General features: G+C 66.0%; 18 protein-coding genes. 16 read left to right on the top strand and 2 right to left on the bottom strand.

Going from position 1 to position 18,495, the window contains the following annotated elements; genetic code table 11:
• The first annotated feature begins 25 nt into the window (after positions 1 to 25).
• From THPRO_RS13010 to THPRO_RS12990, 5 genes are all read left to right on the top strand, one after another.
• Entirely contained in the window at positions 26 to 1,285 is a 1,260-nt protein-coding gene (locus THPRO_RS13010; RefSeq protein WP_236717318.1) for an RNA polymerase sigma factor, read from the top strand.
• 132 nt (positions 1,286 to 1,417) lie between these two features.
• A complete protein-coding gene (locus THPRO_RS13005) occupies positions 1,418 to 1,948 on the top strand; it encodes a VOC family protein (protein ID WP_082954649.1) in 531 nt (176 codons plus the stop codon).
• Between the two features lie 62 nt (positions 1,949 to 2,010).
• Positions 2,011 to 2,460, top strand: coding sequence for a YciI family protein (locus THPRO_RS13000; RefSeq protein ID WP_038092685.1), 450 nt, complete (start codon positions 2,011 to 2,013; stop codon positions 2,458 to 2,460).
• A gap of 16 nt (positions 2,461 to 2,476) precedes the next feature.
• Positions 2,477 to 2,944, top strand: coding sequence for a VOC family protein (locus THPRO_RS12995; protein ID WP_065089731.1), 468 nt, complete (start codon positions 2,477 to 2,479; stop codon positions 2,942 to 2,944).
• 7 nt (positions 2,945 to 2,951) lie between these two features.
• Entirely contained in the window at positions 2,952 to 3,359 is a 408-nt protein-coding gene (locus tag THPRO_RS12990) for a YciI family protein (protein ID WP_236717317.1), read from the top strand.
• A 60-nt stretch (positions 3,360 to 3,419) separates the two neighbouring features.
• Here the strand turns inward: THPRO_RS12990 and THPRO_RS12985 are convergent, their stop codons facing one another.
• Positions 3,420 to 4,001 (bottom strand): thioredoxin family protein, encoded by a 582-nt coding sequence (locus tag THPRO_RS12985; RefSeq protein ID WP_038092694.1) that lies wholly within the window; start codon positions 3,999 to 4,001, stop codon positions 3,420 to 3,422.
• 22 nt (positions 4,002 to 4,023) lie between these two features.
• Positions 4,024 to 5,406 (bottom strand): Na+/H+ antiporter NhaA, encoded by a 1,383-nt coding sequence (gene nhaA / locus THPRO_RS12980; RefSeq protein ID WP_038092697.1) that lies wholly within the window; start codon positions 5,404 to 5,406, stop codon positions 4,024 to 4,026.
• Positions 5,407 to 5,563: 157 nt separating this feature from the next.
• On the opposite strand from nhaA, the gene THPRO_RS12975 reads away from it, so the two are divergent.
• The 11 genes from THPRO_RS12975 (at position 5,564) to gmk (ending at position 18,399) form a co-directional block, all read left to right on the top strand.
• On the top strand, positions 5,564 to 6,004 hold the full coding sequence (locus THPRO_RS12975) for a response regulator (RefSeq protein ID WP_052064609.1): 441 nt from the start codon (positions 5,564 to 5,566) through the stop codon (positions 6,002 to 6,004).
• Entirely contained in the window at positions 5,983 to 6,546 is a 564-nt protein-coding gene (locus tag THPRO_RS12970; protein ID WP_201786992.1) for a mismatch-specific DNA-glycosylase, read from the top strand. Before THPRO_RS12975 ends, THPRO_RS12970 begins: the two co-directional genes overlap by 22 nt.
• Positions 6,547 to 6,624: 78 nt before the next feature.
• The gene (locus tag THPRO_RS12965) at positions 6,625 to 7,122 is read left to right on the top strand and encodes a GbsR/MarR family transcriptional regulator (protein WP_065089730.1); all 498 of its coding nucleotides are present in this window, start codon (positions 6,625 to 6,627) and stop codon (positions 7,120 to 7,122) included.
• Positions 7,123 to 7,227: 105 nt separating this feature from the next.
• Entirely contained in the window at positions 7,228 to 8,343 is a 1,116-nt protein-coding gene (locus THPRO_RS12960) for an efflux RND transporter periplasmic adaptor subunit (protein ID WP_038092699.1), read from the top strand.
• On the top strand, positions 8,340 to 11,408 hold the full coding sequence (locus tag THPRO_RS12955; protein WP_038092700.1) for an efflux RND transporter permease subunit: 3,069 nt from the start codon (positions 8,340 to 8,342) through the stop codon (positions 11,406 to 11,408). The genes THPRO_RS12960 and THPRO_RS12955 overlap by 4 nt, the downstream gene beginning before the upstream one ends.
• Before the next feature lie 44 nt (positions 11,409 to 11,452).
• Positions 11,453 to 12,208: an MlaA family lipoprotein gene (locus THPRO_RS12950; RefSeq protein WP_236717338.1), complete on the top strand. Its 756-nt coding sequence runs from the start codon at positions 11,453 to 11,455 to the stop codon at positions 12,206 to 12,208.
• A 52-nt stretch (positions 12,209 to 12,260) separates the two neighbouring features.
• Complete coding sequence (locus THPRO_RS12945; protein WP_065089729.1) at positions 12,261 to 13,622, top strand: TolC family outer membrane protein; 1,362 nt, start codon at positions 12,261 to 12,263, stop codon at positions 13,620 to 13,622.
• A 174-nt stretch (positions 13,623 to 13,796) separates the two neighbouring features.
• A complete protein-coding gene (locus THPRO_RS12940) occupies positions 13,797 to 14,960 on the top strand; it encodes an efflux RND transporter periplasmic adaptor subunit (RefSeq protein ID WP_201786991.1) in 1,164 nt (387 codons plus the stop codon).
• Complete coding sequence (locus THPRO_RS12935) at positions 14,953 to 16,500, top strand: DHA2 family efflux MFS transporter permease subunit (RefSeq protein WP_065089727.1); 1,548 nt, start codon at positions 14,953 to 14,955, stop codon at positions 16,498 to 16,500. The genes THPRO_RS12940 and THPRO_RS12935 overlap by 8 nt, the downstream gene beginning before the upstream one ends.
• A gap of 2 nt (positions 16,501 to 16,502) precedes the next feature.
• Entirely contained in the window at positions 16,503 to 17,738 is a 1,236-nt protein-coding gene (locus THPRO_RS12930) for an MFS transporter (RefSeq protein WP_201786990.1), read from the top strand.
• Between the two features lie 46 nt (positions 17,739 to 17,784).
• Positions 17,785 to 18,399: a guanylate kinase gene (gene gmk, locus THPRO_RS12925; protein WP_038092702.1), complete on the top strand. Its 615-nt coding sequence runs from the start codon at positions 17,785 to 17,787 to the stop codon at positions 18,397 to 18,399.
• The last annotated feature ends 96 nt before the right edge of the window (positions 18,400 to 18,495 follow it).

Raw genomic sequence — 18,495 nt, 5'->3', positions numbered from 1 at the left:
GACGCGAAGCATGGAGGGCAGGTGAGTGCAGGAGCAGGACGTGGCGGCGCTGCGGCAGTCGCTCGAGGTGCTTTATCGCGCCGAGTCGCGCCGCATTTTCGCAAGCCTGATCCGGCTGCTCGGCGGCGATTTCGTGCTCGCCGAAGAAGCCTTGCACGACGCCTTCCGTGCGGCGCTGGAACAGTGGCCAAGCGACGGCATGCCTGCGCATCCGCGCGCCTGGCTGATCTCTGCGGGACGCTTCAGGGCGATCGACCGCATGCGGCGGGAAGCGCGCTACACCGCACTCGACCGGCTGCCGGAACCGCCCTGCGACGAATCGGCAGACCCGGCGCTGCTGGCGGACGAGGATATCGAGGACGACCGTCTGCGGCTGATTTTCACCTGCTGCCACCCGGCGCTGGCGCCGGATGCGCAGGTGGCTTTGACCCTGCGCGAGGTTTGCGGACTGACGACGGAGGAGATCGCCAGGGCCTTCCTCGTGTCTACGTCGACACTGGCGCAGCGGATCGTGCGCGCCAAGGCAAAGATTCGGGATGCGCGGATTCCATACCAGGTTCCGTCCGCGGAGGCGTTGCCGGAGCGGCTCGAAAGCGTGTTGCGGGTGATCTACCTGGTCTTCAACGAGGGCTATGCCGCGTCGTCGGGCGAGGCGCTGACACGCGCCGATCTTTCCGGCGAGGCGATCCGGGTTGCGCGGCTGCTGGTGAGCCTGCTCCCGGTCGTCGAGGCCAGAGGCCTGCTGGCGCTGATGCTACTGCACGAATCGCGTCGCCTGGCGCGTACCGGCCCGACGGGCAAATTGATCCTGCTGGCGCAACAGGATCGCGCGCGCTGGGACGGGGCGGCCATCGCGGAAGGTCTCGCACTGGTGTCCGGCGCGCTGTCGGAGGGGTGCCCGGGGCCCTATCTGCTGCAGGCCGCCATCGCGGCCGTGCACGCCAGCGCGCACGACGCTGCCGCGACCGACTGGGCGAGTATCGTCGGCTACTACGACCGTTTGCTGGATTTGCAGCCATCGCCGGTGGTGGCCCTCAACCGCGCCGTCGCCATCGCCATGCGCGACGGCCCCGATGCAGGCCTGGCCCTGATCGATGCCCTTCTGGCGCGTGGCGAGTTGCAGGATTACCACCTTGCGCATGCCGCACGCGCCGACCTGTTGCGCCGCCTGGGCCGTTTCGAGCGGGCGCGGATGGCCTATGAGCGGGCGCTCGCGCTTGCCCGACAGGCACCCGAGCGCCGTTTTCTCGAAAGCCGGCTGGCGGCGCTGCCATCCACGGATTAGGGTCTGTTCACGCTATGGGTTCGCGGGTTAGGCCTGCCGCATGGCCGCAGGCGGCTGCGGCAAGGGGACACGATTTTTTTCGTCCGGCTGTCGATTCCCGCCTGCTCGGATCGACCATAGGGTATAGCGGGCATGGGGCTGGCCGATGCCCGCACCTGGAGGGCTTCCATCATGCAGAGAATTACGCCCTGCCTGTGGTACGACGATCAGGCCGAGGATGCGGCACGCTTTTATGTTTCGGTTTTCCCCAACGCCAGGATCGAAGCCGTCAGCCGCTACGGCGACGCTGGCCGCGAGGTCCACGGTCGTCCTGCCGGGTCGGTGATGACGGTTGCGTTCGTGCTGGACGGGCAGGATTTCGTCGCGCTCAACGGTGGCCCGCTGTTCCGCTTCAATGAAGCGATTTCGCTGCAGATCGATTGCAAGACACAGGCCGAGATCGATTATTACTGGGCGAGGCTGACGGCGGGCGGGGACGAGCAGGCGCAGCAATGCGGCTGGCTGAAGGATCGCTACGGCGTGTCCTGGCAGGTCGTCCCGACCGACATGAACGCCATGATGCGCGATCCGGATCCCGAAAGATCGGGGCGCGTGATGACAGCCTTTATGAATATGAAAAAGCTGGACCTGGAAGCCTTGCAACGAGCTTACGGGCAGGACTGAGCCGCTTGACGACCGCCCGTCCGCTGGTTTGCGGCCGGGCATCGATACCAAAGGAGGAAGCCATGCGCTTCATGATCATAGTCAAGGCAACGCAAGCATCCGAGGAAGGCCGTATGCCCGGCGAGGCGCTGATCGCGCGAATGGCCGAATATCACGAGGCGCTCGCCCAGGCGGGCATGCTGCTCGACGCCAGCGGCCTACAGCCCAGCAGCCAGGGGTGGCGCGTGCGTTATGCAGGTGGGGAGTGCTGCGTGGTCGACGGTCCCTTTGCGGAAAACCGGGAACTGATCGCCGGCTATACCCTGATCGAGGCCGACTCGCGCGAGACGGCGATCGAGTGGAGCCGACGTTATCCGAACCCGACCACCGACGGCGGCGATTGCGAAATCGAAGTGCGCCCGCTGATGGCATCGGATGATTTCGAAGCCGGCGACGCGATAGAGCGTTTCCGCGTCCTTGAGGGCGAACTGCAGGCAAAATGCCAAGACGCGCGCGATCCGCGTGCCTCATGACCGGAGGAGATTCCACATGACGCATTCAGACATCCGGCCCATCCCCCCCGACATGCGCACGGTTACGCCGCATCTGATCTGCGATGGCGCGAGCGAGGCCATCGCGTTCTACGTGCAGGCTTTCGGGGCAAGGGAGATGGCGCGGCTGCCGGATCCGCAGGGCCGGCTGTTGCACGCCTACCTGCGGATAGGGGATTCGGCCATTTTCCTGGTCGACGAATACCCGGCATATGGTTCCTTCGGCCCGAGGGCCCTCAAGGGCTCCCCGGTCACCATCCATCTGTACGTCGAGGATGTGGACGCGGTCGTCGCCAAGGCGGTTGCCGCCGGCGCCCGGATCGTCATGCCGCTCGCCGATATGTTCTGGGGCGACCGTTATGCCTTGCTGGAGGATCCGTTCGGGCATCGCTGGTCCGTGGCCACCCACGTGCGCGATGTCAGTCCCGAGGACATTCGGCAGTCGGTCGCCGACGGTCCCGCCTGAAGAGTCGGTGCGGGCGGAAGACAGCGCGGACGGCAGCGTCGAGACGATGGAGGCAGCCGGGATGAAATACGTGTGTTTGGTGTATCTGGACGAGCACGGCGCGCAGGCGTTGCCGGACGGGGACTGCGTCGACTACGACGCGTCGATCCGTGAAAGCGGGCATTGCCTTGCCTCGGAAGCGTTGCAGCCGGTGGAAACGGCGACCACGCTGAAGGTCAGGAACGATCGCTTGATCCTGACCGACGGCCCTTTCGCCGAAACGCGGGAACAGCTTGCGGGGTTTTATCTGATCGAGGCGCGGGACCTCAACGAGGCCATCCGCATCGCGTCCGGCATTCCTCCGGCCCGTGTCGGCTGTATCGAGCTGCGTCCGGTACGGCCGATTCGCGAGGCGGTGGCCGCCGCGCGGGGTTGAGCGCGACGTGCCGGTTCCGCCCTCGGCGTACCGCCCCTCACGATGGGCTTGGGGCGCGTCTCAGCCGTAATAATCCGGCTCGTTGCCGGGCTTCCACTTGATGTTGCAGCCAAGGCTGGGCAGCTGTTCCGCGGGTGCCGGCTCGCCGGCGAGGAGGGCGTCGCATGCGGCGCGCAGGTCGCGGCCGGTGGCGGCCACATCGTTGCCCGGGCGGGCGTCGTCGAACTGGCCGCGGTAGTAAAGACCGCGCTCGCCGTCGAACAGGAAGAAATCGGGTGTGCAGGCGGCCTGATAGGCCTTGGCCACGGACTGGCGTTCGTCGAACAGGTAGGGAAATTCGTAGCCGAAGCGTTCGACCTCCTCGACCATCTTTTCCGGCGCGTCGTCGGGGTAGCGGCTGGCGTCGTTGGCGTTGATGCCGACGGTGGCGATCCCGTGCGCCGCGTATTCGCGCGCAAAGTCCGCGAGCGCCTCGCGGATGCGGTGCACATAGGGGCAGTGATTGCTCAGGAAGACGACGAGCAGACCGCGCGCGTCGGCGAAGTCGTCTATGGTGACGTCGCGGTCGGCGGCCGGTTCCGGCAGATTGAAGCGCGGGGCCGGCGTGCCGAGTTCGAGCATGGTGGAGGGGGTGCGTGCCATGACAGCTCCTCTGCTGGGCGGTTCAGGTCGTCGGGCTTGTGGTGGCGGCCGGTTTCGGGATGGCGAAACGCAGCCAGAGATAGCCGCCGATGCCGGCCACGAGCGAGGCCAGAAGAATGCCGGATTTGGCGAATGTCAGCGCCTGTTCGTGACCGGTGAAGGCAAGCTCGGTGATGAAAATGGACATGGTGAAGCCGATGCCGGCCAGCAGCCCGATGCCGACGATGTGGCGGAAGTCGGTACCGGTGGGTAGATGGCCGACGCCAAGCCGCACGGCCAGCCAGGTGAACAGGAATACGCCGGCCAGCTTGCCGAGCACCAGCCCGGCGGCGACGCCGAGCAGGATGGGCGAGCCGAGCGCCAGGTGCAGCTCGCCGAGGCCGAGCGGGATGCCGGCGTTGGCCAGCGCGAACAGCGGCATCACGATCAGGCCGACGGGGTGGTGCAGCGCGTGCTCCATGCGCTGCAGCGGCGTGGCGGCGCTCTGCGCGCGCTGCTCGACGGCCTGCAGTATGGAGAACTGGCGCTGATTGGCCAGGATGTTGCCGTCGCCGCGATCGTGGGTGCGGAAGCGGTCCATGAGTTTGTCGATGCTGAGTAAAAAACCCTGCGGGTCGTATTTCGGGCGCGAGGGGATGGTGAGTGCGAGCAGCACGCCGGCGATGGTGGCATGGATGCCCGACTGCAGCATGGCCAGCCACATCAGCACGCCGACCAGGAAATACGGCAGCGGATGGCGGATGCCGCCGAGGTTGAAGACGATCAGGAGCAACAGCAGGCCACCCGCCGCGGCCAGCGGGATCAGGTCGAGGTTTTCGGTGTAGAACACGGCGATGACGACCACCGCGCCGAGGTCGTCGACGATGGCGAGCGCGACCAGGAAGGTGATCAGTCCCGCGGGGATGCGTCGCCCGAGTATCACCAGGGCGCTGACCGCGAAGGCGATGTCGGTGGCCATCGGAATGCCCCAGCCGCGCGCGCCGAGCGGATCGTGAACGGTCAGCATGTACAGCCCGGCGGGCACCAACATGCCACCGACCGCGGCGATGGCGGGCATGGCGGCCTGGCGCAGGTCGGACAGTTCACCGACCAGCAGCTCGCGCTTGATTTCGAGTCCGACCAGGAAAAAAAAGAAGGTCATCAGGCCGTCGTTGATCCAGTGATGCAGGCTAAGCGACAGCACCCAGCCGTCGAAGCGCAGGGCGAGCTTGGCGTGCAGCAGATGCTGATAGGCTGGTCCCAGCGGCGAGTTGGCGATTAGCAGGGCCAGTAGCGCCGCGCTCAGCAGCAGGATGCCGCCGGTGGTCTGATGGTGGATGAATTCTTCGAACGGGGTGAGCACGCGGTCCAGCGCGCGTTCCCAGGGCATCAGAATACGGCCGTCTTCTTGGCTGCCTCGTTTCATGTTTCTCGCGCGTGGTGGAGGGCGTCGGGAAAATAGCCTATCAGGTTGCGCGCTACGTATCTGCGGCAGATGCATGAAGGACTCGGTTTGACAGCGTCGCCGGCGGCAGGTACAAAGCCGGCTGCTTACAGGCGCGCCCTTCGGCGCAGAGGCAGGCATGTCCACCACGCCCATCCGGCGCTGGCACGGGCTGGCGGTGGGCGAATCGCCCGCTTTCAGGCACGTGCTGGTGGTCGACGACAATGATTTCTACGCCGAGCGACTGACGGCGGACCTTGCCGCACGCGGCGCGACCTGCGAGCGCGCCCGCACCGCAGCGGAAGGCATGGCCATGCTCGATGCCGGGCGTGAGCGTTACGATGCGGTGGTCACCGACATCTCCATGGAGACGGAGCTGGCCGGGCTCAAGGTGCTGCGTCATGCCCGCCGCATCGGCTTCCGCGGCCAGGTGGCCAGCGCAACCACGGCGCTGGACGCGCGCTGGGCCTTCACCCTCAATCGCTTCTTTCTCGGCGTGGTGTACCGTGCCGACTACCTGATCCCCAAACGCCCGATCGCACGCGACGGCGAGGTGCTGTGGATCCGCGTGAGTCGCTGATCCCGCCGGAGACCCTGCCCGATCTGCTCGCGCCGGGGTTGCGCTTGATCTCGGTGGGACTCAATCCCTCTCCCGCGTCCGTCGCCGCGCAGGTCTATTTCGCGCATCCCCGCAACCGCTTCTGGCCGATGCTCAACGCCTCCGGCCTGATCGACGAAACGCTCTCGCCCAGCCCGGACTCGATGCGTCGCCTGTTCGAGGCGCACCGCATCGGCTTCACCGATCTGGTCAAGCGGTCCACGCCCGGGGTGGCCCAGCTGCGCGCCGCCGACTACCGCGCGGGCGCATCGGCACTGCGCATGCGCCTGCACGGACTGGCGCCGCGCGCGATCTGGTTTCAGGGGCGTACGCCCTGGTCGCAGTATCTGCGTTACACCAGTGGCGAGGCGCCCGCCGCCGTATGGGGTCTGCAGTCGCAGACGCTCGACGGCGTGCCGGTCTGGGTGACGCCGAACCCCAGCCCGGCCAACGCGGCCTTCCCGCTCGACGTCCTGACCGCGCAGCTCGCCTCGCTCGCCAACTGGCTCGCGCGCCGGCCCTGAGGTCGATGGTTCGATCCGTCCGTGTGCGTTTATGTTGTTCAGTGTTTACAAAACAAACGAAACGTTTAGAATTGCCTCATGAGCGCACATCCCGAAATTTCCGCCCTCGAATGCTTCATAGAACGCGTGGGGCTTTCCATCGAGTCGGACGGCCTGCCGCGCATCGCCGGCCGCATGCTCGGCTTCATGGTGCTCAACGGCGGCCCGGTGAGCTTTTCCGAACTGTCCGAGCGGCTGCAGGTCAGCCGGGCCAGCGTCTGCACCAATGCGCGGATTCTTTCGTCTCTGGGCGTGATCGAGCGCGTCAGCCGGCCCGGCGACCGCCAGGACTACTACCAGCTCGCGGAATCGCCCTACGCGCGCCTGATCAGCGGCTATCTCGAACGCAAGCGGCAGATGTATGCGATCGTTCAGGATGCACTGGGGGCGCTATCCTCTGATGACGATCCCGCGCGCCGCCAGCGGCTTGAGGAGATGGCGGCGTTCTATCGGGTGGCCATCGCCCACCTGCAGCGACTGGTCGAGGAAATGAGCGCCTCGGGTACCGGCACGGGGGCGGTGCCGGACGCGCGGTGACGACACGCGGCACAAACGGCCGGGGCGGCACGATCAGCGCCGCACCCCGGGTATGGGCTCGGGGCGCCGGCACTTCGCCGGTCGACCTCAAAGGGGAGGGTGGTCATGAAGAAGCGCTTGTTTTTGATGGTGATGGCGCTGGCACTGGTGTTCGGCGGCGTGTTCGGTTGGGGGGCGGTCAGGCAGCATTTCATCAATCAGTATTTCGCAAATTTCCAGCCGCCGCCGCAAACGGTGGCGAGCGCCGAGGTGCGCGAGGTCACATGGCAGCCGGAGGTTGCGGCTGTGGGTGGTTTGGTCGCGGTGCATCAGGTGGCCGTGGCCACGGATGCCGAGGGGCTGGTGACCGAGGTCGACTTTGCGTCGGGCGACGCGGTCAAGCGCGGCCAGCTGCTGGTAAGGCTGGATGACAGCCTCGATCGCGCCATGCTCAAGGGCAATCAGGCGGCGCTGGCGCTGGCGCGCCTCAACTACGAGCGCGAGCGCCGGTTGTTGGCGCAGCGGGCCACCTCGCAAACGGCCTTCGACACGGCGCAGGCCCAGTACCGCCAGGCGCAGGCCCAGGTGGAGCAGACCCGGGCCATGATCGAGAAAAAGCAGATCAGGGCGCCGTTCGATGGCGTGCTGGGCATTCGCGACGTCGACGTCGGCCGTTTCCTGGCCAAGGGCGCGGCGGTCGCCACGTTGCAGTCCCTCAATCCGATCTACGCCGATTTCACCCTGCCGCAGCAGGAGCTGCCCAGGCTCGCCGTCGGACAGACGGTGCGCTTGTCGGTGGATGCGTATCCGCTGCGGGACTTCACCGGCAGCATCAAGGCCATCGACCCCGCGGTGAGTGCGCAGTCGCGCAGCGTGCGTGTGCGCGTCGAGGTGCCGAACGCAGATCGTCTGCTGCGTCCCGGGCTGTTCGTGCAGGGGCGCTTCGAGCTGCCCGGACAGCAGCATCTGATTGCGGTGCCGGCGAGCGCGATCGATTACAACCCGTACGGCGATTCGGTGTTCGTGATCCGTGAGGCGGGCAAGGACGACAAGGGCAAGCCGCGGCTCACGGTGACGCGCACCTACGTGCGCACCGGCGAATCCCGCGACGGCTGGGTGACCGTGAGCACCGGCCTCAAGGCCGGCGAACAGGTGGTGAGCGCGGGACAGATGAAGCTGCGCAACGGCAGCCGCGTGGTGATCGACAACACCGTGCAGCCGCAGGGGAGCGTCGCGCCATGAAACTCACCGATATCTTCATCGAACGCCCGGTGTTGGCGACGGTGCTCAGTCTGCTGATCCTGGTGGTGGGCCTGCGCGCCCTGTTCGACCTGCCGCTGCGCGAGTACCCGCGAATCGAAACCACGGTCATCACCATCACCACGGCCTATCCGGGTGCGAGCGCCGATCTGGTCAAGGGTTTCATCACCACGCCGATCCAGCAGGCGGTCGCCAGCGCCGAGGGCATCGACTACGTCAGCTCGAAAAGCACGCCGGGCCTGAGCGTGATCTCGGTGAACATGCGACTGGGCTACGATCCGAACACGGCGTTGACCGAGATCATGTCCAAGGTGGCGCAGGTGAGCAATCAGTTGCCCGCGGGCAGTCAGCAGCCGGTGATCCAGAAGGGCACCGGGCGCGGTACGGCGCTGATGTATCTGGCCTTCTACAGCACCGAGATGACGCCGCAGCAGGTTACCGATTACCTCACCCGCGTAGTGCAGCCGAAGCTGCAGGGCATCGAGGGCGTGGCGCAGGCGCAGATTCTCGGCGGCAAGACCTACGCCATGCGCATCTGGCTCGAACCCGACAAGCTGGCGGCCTACGGCCTGACCCCGCAGGACGTGGTGGCTGCGCTGCAGGCCAACAACTATCTTGCCGCCGTCGGCGGTACGCGCGGCGATTTCGTGCAGGTGGATCTCAATGCCAGGACGGATCTGCATACGCCGGCGCAATTCCGCGAACTGGTGGTCAAGCGTGCCGACGGCGCACTGATTCGCCTCGGGCAGGTGGCGCGCGTCGAACTGGGTGCCCAGTCCTACGATTCCAATGTTTCCTTCAACGGCCTGCGCGCGACCTTCATCGGTATCGAGCCGACGCCGTCGGCCAACCCGCTGGACGTCGCCACCGGCGTGCGCAAGGCGATGCCCGGCATCCAGGCGCAACTGCCTTCGGCGCTCAAGGCGCGCATCGTCTACGACTCGTCGACCTACATCAGCGACGCGATCCGCGAGGTGATCAAGACCATCGGCGAGGCGCTGCTCATCGTGGTGGCGGTGATCTTTCTGTTCCTCGGCAGTCTGCGTGCGGTGCTGGTGCCGGCGATCACGATTCCACTTTCGATGATCGGCGCGGCAGCAATCATGCTGTGGCTGGGCTACTCGCTCAACCTGCTCACCCTGTTGGCGATGGTGCTGGCCATCGGTCTGGTTGTGGACGATGCCATCATCGTGGTGGAGAACATCCACCGGCACATGGAGTCCGGCATGCGCGCCACCCAGGCGGCGATCCTTGGCGCGCGCGAGCTGGCCGGACCGATCATGGCCATGAGCTTCACCCTGATCGCGGTGTTCGCGCCCATCGGGCTGGTCGGCGGTCTCACCGGCAGCCTGTTTTCCGAATTTGCCTTCACCCTGGCCGCTGCGGTGTTCATTTCCGGCATCGTGGCGCTGACACTGTCGCCGATGATGAGCGCGCGCCTGTTCGCCGGGGCGCAGGACAAGCGCGGTTTCGCGGCACGGCTGGACCACCTGTTCGGCTGGCTGCAGAGCGCCTATCAGCGACGCCTCGGGCGTACGCTGGATTATCGGCCTGTGACCTATCTGATGGCGCTGGTGGTGCTGGCCAGCATCGGTTTGCTCTATGCCGGCGCCAAACACGAGCTGGCGCCGACCGAGGACCAGGGCATCCTGTTCATGAGCGCCAACGGCCCGCAGGACGCCACGCCGCAATACATGGAGGCCTACGCGAATCAGTTCTACAAGATTTTTTCGAACTTCCCGGACGCCGACCGCTATTTCGTGGTCAACGGCATGGGGGGCGTGAACAACACCATCGCGGGACTGGCGTTCAAGCCCTGGAGCGAGCGCGGCACGACCATCATGAGCTACATGCCGCGACTGCAACGCGAGGTTGCCGGCGTGGCCGGCTTGCGTACGGTGGTTTTCCCGCAGCCTTCCCTGCCCGGTGCCGGCCAGGGTCTGCCGGTGCAGTTCGTGATCACGACCACCGCCGATTACCGCGCGCTCGACGAAGTGGCGCGCGCGCTGGAGCAGAAGGCGCAGGCCTCCGGCCTGTTCGCCTACGTCGACAACGACCTCAAGATTCGCCGGCCGCGCGTAGACGTGGTGGTCGACCGCGCCAAGGCGGCGTCGCTTGGCCTGAGCATGCAGGATATCGGCGGCGCGCTGACCAGCCTGCTCGGCGGGAACTACGTGCAACGCTTCAGCATCGAAGGCCGTAGTTACGAGGTGATCCCGCAGGTCGCCGACCGCCTGCGCGCCAATCCGGATCTGCTCAAGTCGTATTATGTGCGCAGCGCCGACGGCACCATGGTGCCGTTGTCCGCCGTGGTCAGTCTCAAGGGCGAAGTGGAGCCGTCCGCGCTGAACCAGTTCCAGCAGCTCAACGCGGCGACGATCGGCGCCGTCATGCGCCCGGGACAGCCGATTTCCGCCGGCCTGGACTATCTGCGCAACGAGGCCAAGCGCCTGATGCCGGCGGATTACGGCGTCAGCTATGCCGGCGAGTCGCGGCAATATGTCGAGGAAGGCAACGCACTGCTGTATACCTTCTTTTTCTCGATCGTGCTGATCTATCTGGTGCTCGCCGCGCTGTTCGAGAGTTTCCGCGATCCCGTCACCATCCTGGTCACGGTGCCGATGTCGATTTGCGGGGCGCTGATCTTCATTTACCTCGGGCTCGCCTCGGTGAACATTTACACCCAGATCGGTCTGATAACCCTGATCGGCCTGATCAGCAAGCACGGCATCCTGATCGTGCGCTTCGCCAACGAGCTGCAGCAGGCCGAAGGTCTGGACAAGCGCGCGGCGGTGGAGCGCGCGGCGGCCATCCGGCTGCGCCCGATTCTGATGACCACGGCGGCAATGGTGGTCGGCGTGGTGCCGCTGATGCTGGCCGGCGGACCCGGCGCCGTCAGCCGTTTCGATCTCGGCCTCGTGATTTTCACAGGGATGCTGATCGGCACCCTGTTCACCTTGTTCGTGGTGCCGGCACTGTACATGCTGCTGGCCCGTTCGCATCAGGCGGATGCCGGCTCGCCCGCGCATCAGGCGAGCCCCGCATGATACTTGGTCTATGCAAACTCGGAGGATGTTCGATCGTGCGTGATATGAAGCGCCTGGCTCATTGGGCGGTAATGTTGCTGTTGCCGGTACTGGGCGGTTGCGCCACCACGCAGGCGGGTGGCCAGGATACGGGCGCGCTGAGCGGCTACAACCATGCCATGTTCCGTTTCAACATGGTGATGGACAAGGCGGTGCTGCGACCCGTGGCCAAGGGCTATGTGGCGGTGACGCCACGTCCCGTGCGCCATCGGGTCGCGAATTTCTTCTCCAACCTGGGCGACGTGCCGGTGACGGTCAATGCCTTGCTGCAGTTCAAGCTCGGCCAGGCGGCGCGCGACCTCACCCGACTGGTATTCAACAGCACCTTCGGCCTGTTCGGGCTGTTCGACGTTGCCAGCGGCTGGGGGCTGCCCCAGCACGAGGATGACCTGGGCATGACGCTGGCGCGTTGGGGGGTGCCGCAGGGGCCGTACATTATCCTGCCGTTCTTCGGCCCGAGCACGCTGCGCAACAGTCTGTCGCCGCTGGTCGACGGCGTTTATCTCAATCCGCTTTATTATTACCCCGACACGGCCGTGCAGTGGTCGGCCACGGCGCTGAAGGTCACCGAACAGCGGGCGCAGCTGCTGCCGCTGGATTCCAGCCTCGATCAGGCTTACGACCCCTACACGTTCCTGCGCAACGCCTATCTGCAGCACCGGCGTTACGTGCTCGAGCAGAACAACCCCAAACCGGTCGGGCAGAAGCCCGCACTGACCCCGCTGCAGCAGCAACTGCTGGAGATGCAGGGTGGCCAGTGAAGCGATTACCCGCCCGCGGCGGCGCCGCGGCTCACCTCGGAAGGAATCGGCAATGAAGATTGCAGGAATCGTATTCGGCGTCGCGGCGTTCGGTGCGGGCACCGGCGCGCAGGCGGCGAATCTCATGCAGGTCTATCAGCAGGCGCGCGTCAACGATGCGCAATTCGCCGCTGCCCAGCAGGAATACAAGGCCGTGCGCGAGGCGCGCCCGCTGGCGCGCGCCGGCCTGTTGCCGCAGGTCAATCTGTCGGCGAGCGTGGCGCAGAACAGCTCGCGTTTCGAGAATTTTTCCATCGCCGGACAGCCGGTGCCCAACAGCCGCTACGATTACGGCAGCAACGGATATACCCTCAGTCTGAGCCAGACGCTGTTCAATTACGGCGATTGGCTGTCGCTCAAGCAGGCCGACCAGACCGTGGCCGCCGCCCAGGCGCGGCTCGATGCTGCCAGCCAGTCGCTGATCCTGAATACCGCCAAGGCCTACTTCCAGGTGCTGGCCGCGGAGGATCAGCTGCGTTACTCCGAGGCGCAGCAGCGCGCCATCGGGCGCCAGCTGGAGCAGGCGAAAAAACGCTATGACGTCGGCCTCGTTGCGGTGACGGACGTGCAGCAGGCCAAGGCGAGCTACGATCTGGCCCGGGCCGCCGTGATTCAGGCGCAAAGTCAGGTCGACAATGCCCGCGAGGCGCTTGCGGTACTGACCGGACAGGAGAACGAACAGCTCGATCCGCTGGCCCGGGCGTTGCCCCTGCTCACGCCCAAGCCGGACAATCTCAAGGATTGGGTCAAGGCCGCCTTGCAGCAGAATCTGAGCGTGGTCGCGGCGCGCTATACCGCCGACGCTGCGCGCCAGGAAGTCGGCGTGCAGCGCGCGGGGCATTACCCGACGGTGAATCTGGTCGCCAGCCGAGCCTACAACGACGCCAACGCAGGCCTGGAAGCCGGGCAGACGACCAACGACAGCATCGCGCTGCAGCTCAAGGTGCCGCTATTTTCGGGTCTGCGCGTCAGCTCGCTCACGGATCAGGCGCAATACAAGTACCTGCAGAGCCAGGAGCTGCTCAAGGGGCAGCAGCGCGAGGCCGTGCGTCAGACCCGTTCGGCCTATCTGAACGTGATGTCATCGATCAGTCAGGTCAAGGCACTGCGTCAGGCTGTGGCCTCGAACGAAGCCTCGGTGGCGTCGATGGAGGCGGGCTTCAAGGTGGGGACGCGCACCTCGCTGGACGTGCTTACGGCGCTTTCCGATCTGTACAAGGCGCAAAGCGAATATGCCCAGGCGCGGTACAACTACCTGATCAACACGTTACTGCTCAAGCAGGCCGCCGGCACGCTGTCGATGGCCGACATCGAGCATATCAACGGCTATCTGGCCGCACCTTCTGCGGCGGCCGCGCAGGCGGGAGCCGACTAGGCGCCGGTTCCCCGTTCCCCGGAACCCGATGCGGGTCTCGGCACTCTGAAAGGTGGCCGTCGCCCGCGCGAACCACGTAGACGCATGAATGCTCCCGTCGGCCCTTGATGGCCGGCGGCATCGCAGACGTTATTTCGAGGAGAAAACCCGGTGTCGAACCAGGATGATGCTCAATTGAAAGAAAAACCGCGCGGCCGCCGTCGGGCTCGTGCCCTGCGCCTGGCCATCGCGGCCTTCGTGCTCGTGGGTCTGGTCTGGGGAGCCTATTACCTGCTCGTCGGCCGCTATCAGGTCGCCACCGACGATGCCTACGTGCATGGCGACCGCATCCAGATCTCGCCGCAGGTGGCCGGCACGGTGGTGGCGGTCGAGGTGCGCGATACCGATTACGTCAAACGTGGCCAGGTATTGGTGCGGCTCGACACCGCCAACGCGGACGTTGCGCTGTCGCAGGCCGAGGCGCAGCTCGCCGCCGCCGTGCGTCAGGTGCGCGAGGCCTTCGCTCGCGTGCATGCGCTGGAGGCGACGGTGGCGATGGATCGCGCGCAGCTGCGGCTCGCAACCGACAATGCCAGACGCCAGCAGCGATTGCTGCACAAGGGCATGACCTCGGCCGAAAAGGCGCAGCAGATGCAGACCGAGATGCAGGTGGCCGCGCACAAGCTGGCGCTCGACCAAGCCCAGCTCGCGGGCGCGCGTGCCGCGGTATCGGGCACCCGCCTCGCCGACAACCCGGTGGTGCGGCAGGCGGCCGCGCGGGTGCGCAAGGATTATCTGGATGTGGCGCGTACGCGCATCGTCTCGCCGGTGACCGGCTACGTCGCCGACAGCGGCGTCGAGGTGGGCCAGCAGGTCAAGCCCGGCGGCGCGTTGATGGACGTGATCCCGCTGTCCGACGTGTGGGTCGACGCCAACTTCAAGGAATCCGAGCTGCGCAGCGTGAAGATCGGCCAGCCCGTGCGTCTGACCTCGGATTTCTACGGCAGCGGGGTGGTCTATCACGGCCATGTGATCGGGTTGATGCCGGGCACCGGTTCGGTGTTCTCGTTGCTGCCGGCGCAGAATGCCACCGGTAACTGGATCAAGGTCGTGCAGCGGGTGCCGGTGCGTATTTCCCTGCCTGCCGACGAGCTCAAGCAGCACCCGCTGCGCCTGGGGCTGTCGATGAACGCCACGGTCGACATCCGCGATCAGCAGGGCGCTAGCCTCGCCAGCGTGCCGCGTGCGCAGAAGGGCGCGAGCACCGACGTCTACGCGCAGCAACTCAAGGGCGCCGACGCTCTGGTCGCGCGCATCATCCGGTCAAACAGCGGCAAGAGCGCGCCGGTACATGGCTGAGGAAACCGTCCAGCCCTACCAGGGCGCAACGTTGGGCGTATTGACCATCGCCCTGGCGCTGGCGACGTTCATGAACGTGCTCGACACCACGATCACCAATGTCGCGGTGCCGACGATCTCGGGCGATCTCGGCGTGAGCCCGGATCAGGGCACCTGGGTGATCACGGCCTTCGTGGTGGCCACGGCCATCGCCGTGCCGTTGACCGGATGGCTCGCGCAGCGTTTCGGCGAGGTGCGGCTGTTCGTGGCCTGTACCGGGTTGTTCACGCTGTTTTCCACGCTCTGCGGACTCGCCGGCAGCTTCCCGTTGCTGCTGCTGCTGCGCGTGCTCCAGGGTGCGGTCGCAGGGCCGATGATCCCGCTGTCGCAAAGCCTGCTGATGAACAACTACCCACCGGACAAGCGCGGTCTGGCGTTGGCCATCTGGGGCATGACCACCGTGGTGGCGCCGGTACTGGGACCTATCTTCGGCGGCTGGCTCACGGACAATTACAGCTGGCCGTGGATTTTCTACATCAACATCCCGATCGGCATCTTTTCGATCATGATCACCTGGGCTCTGCTCAAGAATCGCGAGACGCCGCGCCGCCGGCTGCCGATCGACGCCATCGGTCTGGGGCTGCTGATCGTCGGCGTCGGCGCCCTGCAGGTCATGCTCGACAAGGGCAACCAGGACGACTGGTTCGGCTCGACCTTCATCCTCGCCCTGGGCATCACCGCATTGGTGGCGCTGGTGCTGTTCGTGATCTGGGAATGGTATGACCCACACCCAGTAGTCGACCTGACTCTATTTCGCAGTCGTAATTTCAACGTCGCGGCGGTGGCCATCACGCTGGGTTTCGGCGTCTATTTCGGCGGCATCGTGATCTTCCCGCTGTGGCTGCAGACCCAGCTCGATTACACCGCCACCTGGGCCGGCATCGCCTCGGCACCGGTCGGCTTGCTGGCGATCGTGCTGTCGCCGATCGTCGGGCGCAATCTGCACCGTGTCGATCTGCGCGTGTTCGTGACCATCTCATTTCTGGTGTTCGCCTTCTGTTCGTTCTGGCTCGGCAGTCTGACCACCCAGGTCGATCTCTGGCAGCTGATCGATCCGCGCATCTACCTCGGCATCGGCATCGCCACCTTTTTCATTCCGTTGACCGCGATGTCGCTGGCCGGCCTGCCGCAGTCGCGCGTGGCCAGCGCCTCAGGGTTGCTCAACTTCCTGCGCACGGTGGGTGCGAGTTTCGGTACCTCGCTCAGCGTCACTCTGTGGGATCGGCGGGCGACCCTGCACGACCACCGTTTGACGGAGCATCTGACCAGCGCCGATCCCGGCCTGCATCACGCGCTGGATCAACTGCAGGCGCACGGCTTCACGCCGCAGGCCGGTTTAGGCATGCTGGAGCGGCTGGTGGCGCAGCAGGCCTTCATGCTTTCGACCAACGATTTCTTCTGGTTGTCCGGCTGGATCTTCGTGATCCTGATGGGGCTGGTCTGGTTCGCGCGCCCGCCTTTCGCCCCGGCCCGCGGAGCGCCGCCTGCGGCGGCCGAATAGCGTTGGGTGAACGAGCGCCGCTGAGCGCCAACGCGCGCCGCCTGATCGCCGCGCGCGCCCTGCGCAGCCTTGGCCAGGGCGCGCTGGTGGTCGATTTCGCGTTGTATCTGCACGCCCTGCACTGGAAAGCGGTCGCCATCGGCGCGGTCTTCATGGGTGGACTGGTGCTGGGCGGCCTGTTGACGCTGCTGCTAGGACCGCTTTCGGACCGCTGGGGGCGGCGGCGTTTCCTGCTGGCCTACGAGTTGAGTCAGATGGCAGCCGCCGTGACCGCATTGTCGAGCAGCCAGCCCGCATGGCTTGCGGCGGCGGCGATCGTGGGCGGTTTCGGCCGCGGCGCCAACGGCAGCCCTGGCCCTTTCGCCCCGGTGGAGCAATCCTGGCTGGCCGGGGAGGTGGCGCCCGAGGTACGCGGCGGCGTCTTCAGCCTCAATACCGCGCTGGGATTCTTCGGCATGGCGCTGGGCGCGCTTGGCGGCATGTTGCCGGGGCTGGCCGGCGACGGTCATCCGCCCGCCTCCGAATACCGGGTATTGTTCCTGATCGTGCTGTTGGGGTCGCTGGCGTGTTTTGGCCTGTTGCTCGGCGCGCGCGACCGCATCGCGCCGCAGCGCGGGCGCGAGTCGCCGTCGCCCACCCCCGAACATGAGGCTCGGCGCTTGCGCGAGAACGGTTTGTTGCTGCGGCTGGTCGGCGTGAACGCCATCAACGGTCTCGGCATCGGCCTCATCGGCCCGCTGATGGCCTACTGGTTTCAGCTGCGCTTCGGCGTCGGTCCGGCCGCCATCGCACCGATGATGGGGCTCGCCTTCGCGGTAACCGGTGTAGCCGCCTTGCTGGCCGGGCGCCTGAGCCGGCGCTTCGGCGTGGTCGACGCCGTGGTCTGGCCGCGGCTGGTGGGTCTGTTTTTGCTGATCCCGATGGCCCTGTCGCCGAGCTTCGCCTGGGCCGGCGCCTTCTACGTGCTGCGTTCCGGACTCAATCGGGGCACCATCGGCGCCCGTCAGGCGCTGGGCGTGAGCCTGGTCGGCGCGGATCGCAGCGGTCTGGCCGCCAGTCTCAACACCGTTTCGATCATGCTGCCGCTGGCGATAGGCCCGGTGGCGGCGGGCGCCTTCTTCCAGGCCGGCTGGCTGTTGCCGCCCTTCCTGATCGCGGCAGGTCTGCAGGGTGTCTACCTGTATCTCTACCAACGGCTGTTCCGGGCGCACGACCCGGGGCGTCGCGACGCGATATAGGCTAGACTCTGCACGCTCTGGAGCCCCAAGAACCCAGGAGCGTCGCTTGAGCCTCGGCACCCTGTACATCATTTCCGCCCCTTCTGGCGCCGGCAAGACCAGCTTGGTCAAGGCGCTGGTCGCGCGCGTGGACACGATCAGCATTTCGGTCTCGCACACCACCCGCAAACCGCGTACCGGCGAGCAGGACGGGCACGACTACCATTTTATCGACGAACGCGCCTTCCTCGGCATGATCGAGGATGCCGCCTTTCTGGAGCATGCGCGGGTATTCGATCACTATTACGGCACCGCGATCGCCAGCGTGCAGGCGCAGCTGGCCGAGGGCCAGGATGTCATTCTCGAGATCGACTGGCAGGGCGCCCAGCAAGTCCGTCGCCAACTGCCGGGCTGTCAGTCCATTTTTATTCTGCCGCCCTCGCGGGACGAGCTGGAAGCGCGGCTGCGCGCGCGTGCCCAGGACAGCGACGAGGTGATTGAGCGGCGCATGCGCGATGCGGTGCGGGAAATTTCGCATTACGGTGAATACGACTATCTTGTGGTCAACGACGATTTCGAGACCGCTCTCGGCGAACTGATCACCATCTTCGGCGCCAATCGCCTGCGCCTGCCGGCGCGCGGGCAGCGATTGCGTACCCTGATCTCCGATCTGCTGGTTTGAGGACGCGCCATCCATTAAGATGGCTGCATCGCTATACCCATTCGAAATGCACCGGGCGGCAGGTTGCGGTCCGGGCAGCCCTATTTGGAGTTGAGT

This window comes from Acidihalobacter prosperus (assembly GCF_000754095.2).
Lineage (GTDB): Bacteria > Pseudomonadota > Gammaproteobacteria > DSM-5130 > Acidihalobacteraceae > Acidihalobacter > Acidihalobacter prosperus.
Note: the sequence above shows the minus strand (reverse complement) of the source record. Positions and strands in the feature narration are given on the sequence as shown.

What these genes read in the sequence shown, in the direction of transcription:
- THPRO_RS13005 (WP_082954649.1), top strand. Translation starts at nt 1,418, where the DNA reads ATGGGGCTGGCCGATGCCCGCACCTGGAGGGCTTCCATCATGCAGAGA.
- THPRO_RS13000 (WP_038092685.1), top strand. Translation starts at nt 2,011, where the DNA reads ATGCGCTTCATGATCATAGTCAAGGCAACGCAAGCATCCGAGGAAGGC.
- THPRO_RS12995 (WP_065089731.1), top strand. Translation starts at nt 2,477, where the DNA reads ATGACGCATTCAGACATCCGGCCCATCCCCCCCGACATGCGCACGGTT.
- THPRO_RS12985 (WP_038092694.1), bottom strand. Translation starts at nt 4,001, where the DNA reads ATGGCACGCACCCCCTCCACCATGCTCGAACTCGGCACGCCGGCCCCG.
- nhaA (WP_038092697.1), bottom strand. Translation starts at nt 5,406, where the DNA reads ATGAAACGAGGCAGCCAAGAAGACGGCCGTATTCTGATGCCCTGGGAA.
- THPRO_RS12975 (WP_052064609.1), top strand. Translation starts at nt 5,564, where the DNA reads ATGTCCACCACGCCCATCCGGCGCTGGCACGGGCTGGCGGTGGGCGAA.
- THPRO_RS12965 (WP_065089730.1), top strand. Translation starts at nt 6,625, where the DNA reads ATGAGCGCACATCCCGAAATTTCCGCCCTCGAATGCTTCATAGAACGC.
- THPRO_RS12960 (WP_038092699.1), top strand. Translation starts at nt 7,228, where the DNA reads ATGAAGAAGCGCTTGTTTTTGATGGTGATGGCGCTGGCACTGGTGTTC.
- THPRO_RS12955 (WP_038092700.1), top strand. Translation starts at nt 8,340, where the DNA reads ATGAAACTCACCGATATCTTCATCGAACGCCCGGTGTTGGCGACGGTG.
- THPRO_RS12950 (WP_236717338.1), top strand. Translation starts at nt 11,453, where the DNA reads ATGAAGCGCCTGGCTCATTGGGCGGTAATGTTGCTGTTGCCGGTACTG.
- THPRO_RS12945 (WP_065089729.1), top strand. Translation starts at nt 12,261, where the DNA reads ATGAAGATTGCAGGAATCGTATTCGGCGTCGCGGCGTTCGGTGCGGGC.
- THPRO_RS12935 (WP_065089727.1), top strand. Translation starts at nt 14,953, where the DNA reads ATGGCTGAGGAAACCGTCCAGCCCTACCAGGGCGCAACGTTGGGCGTA.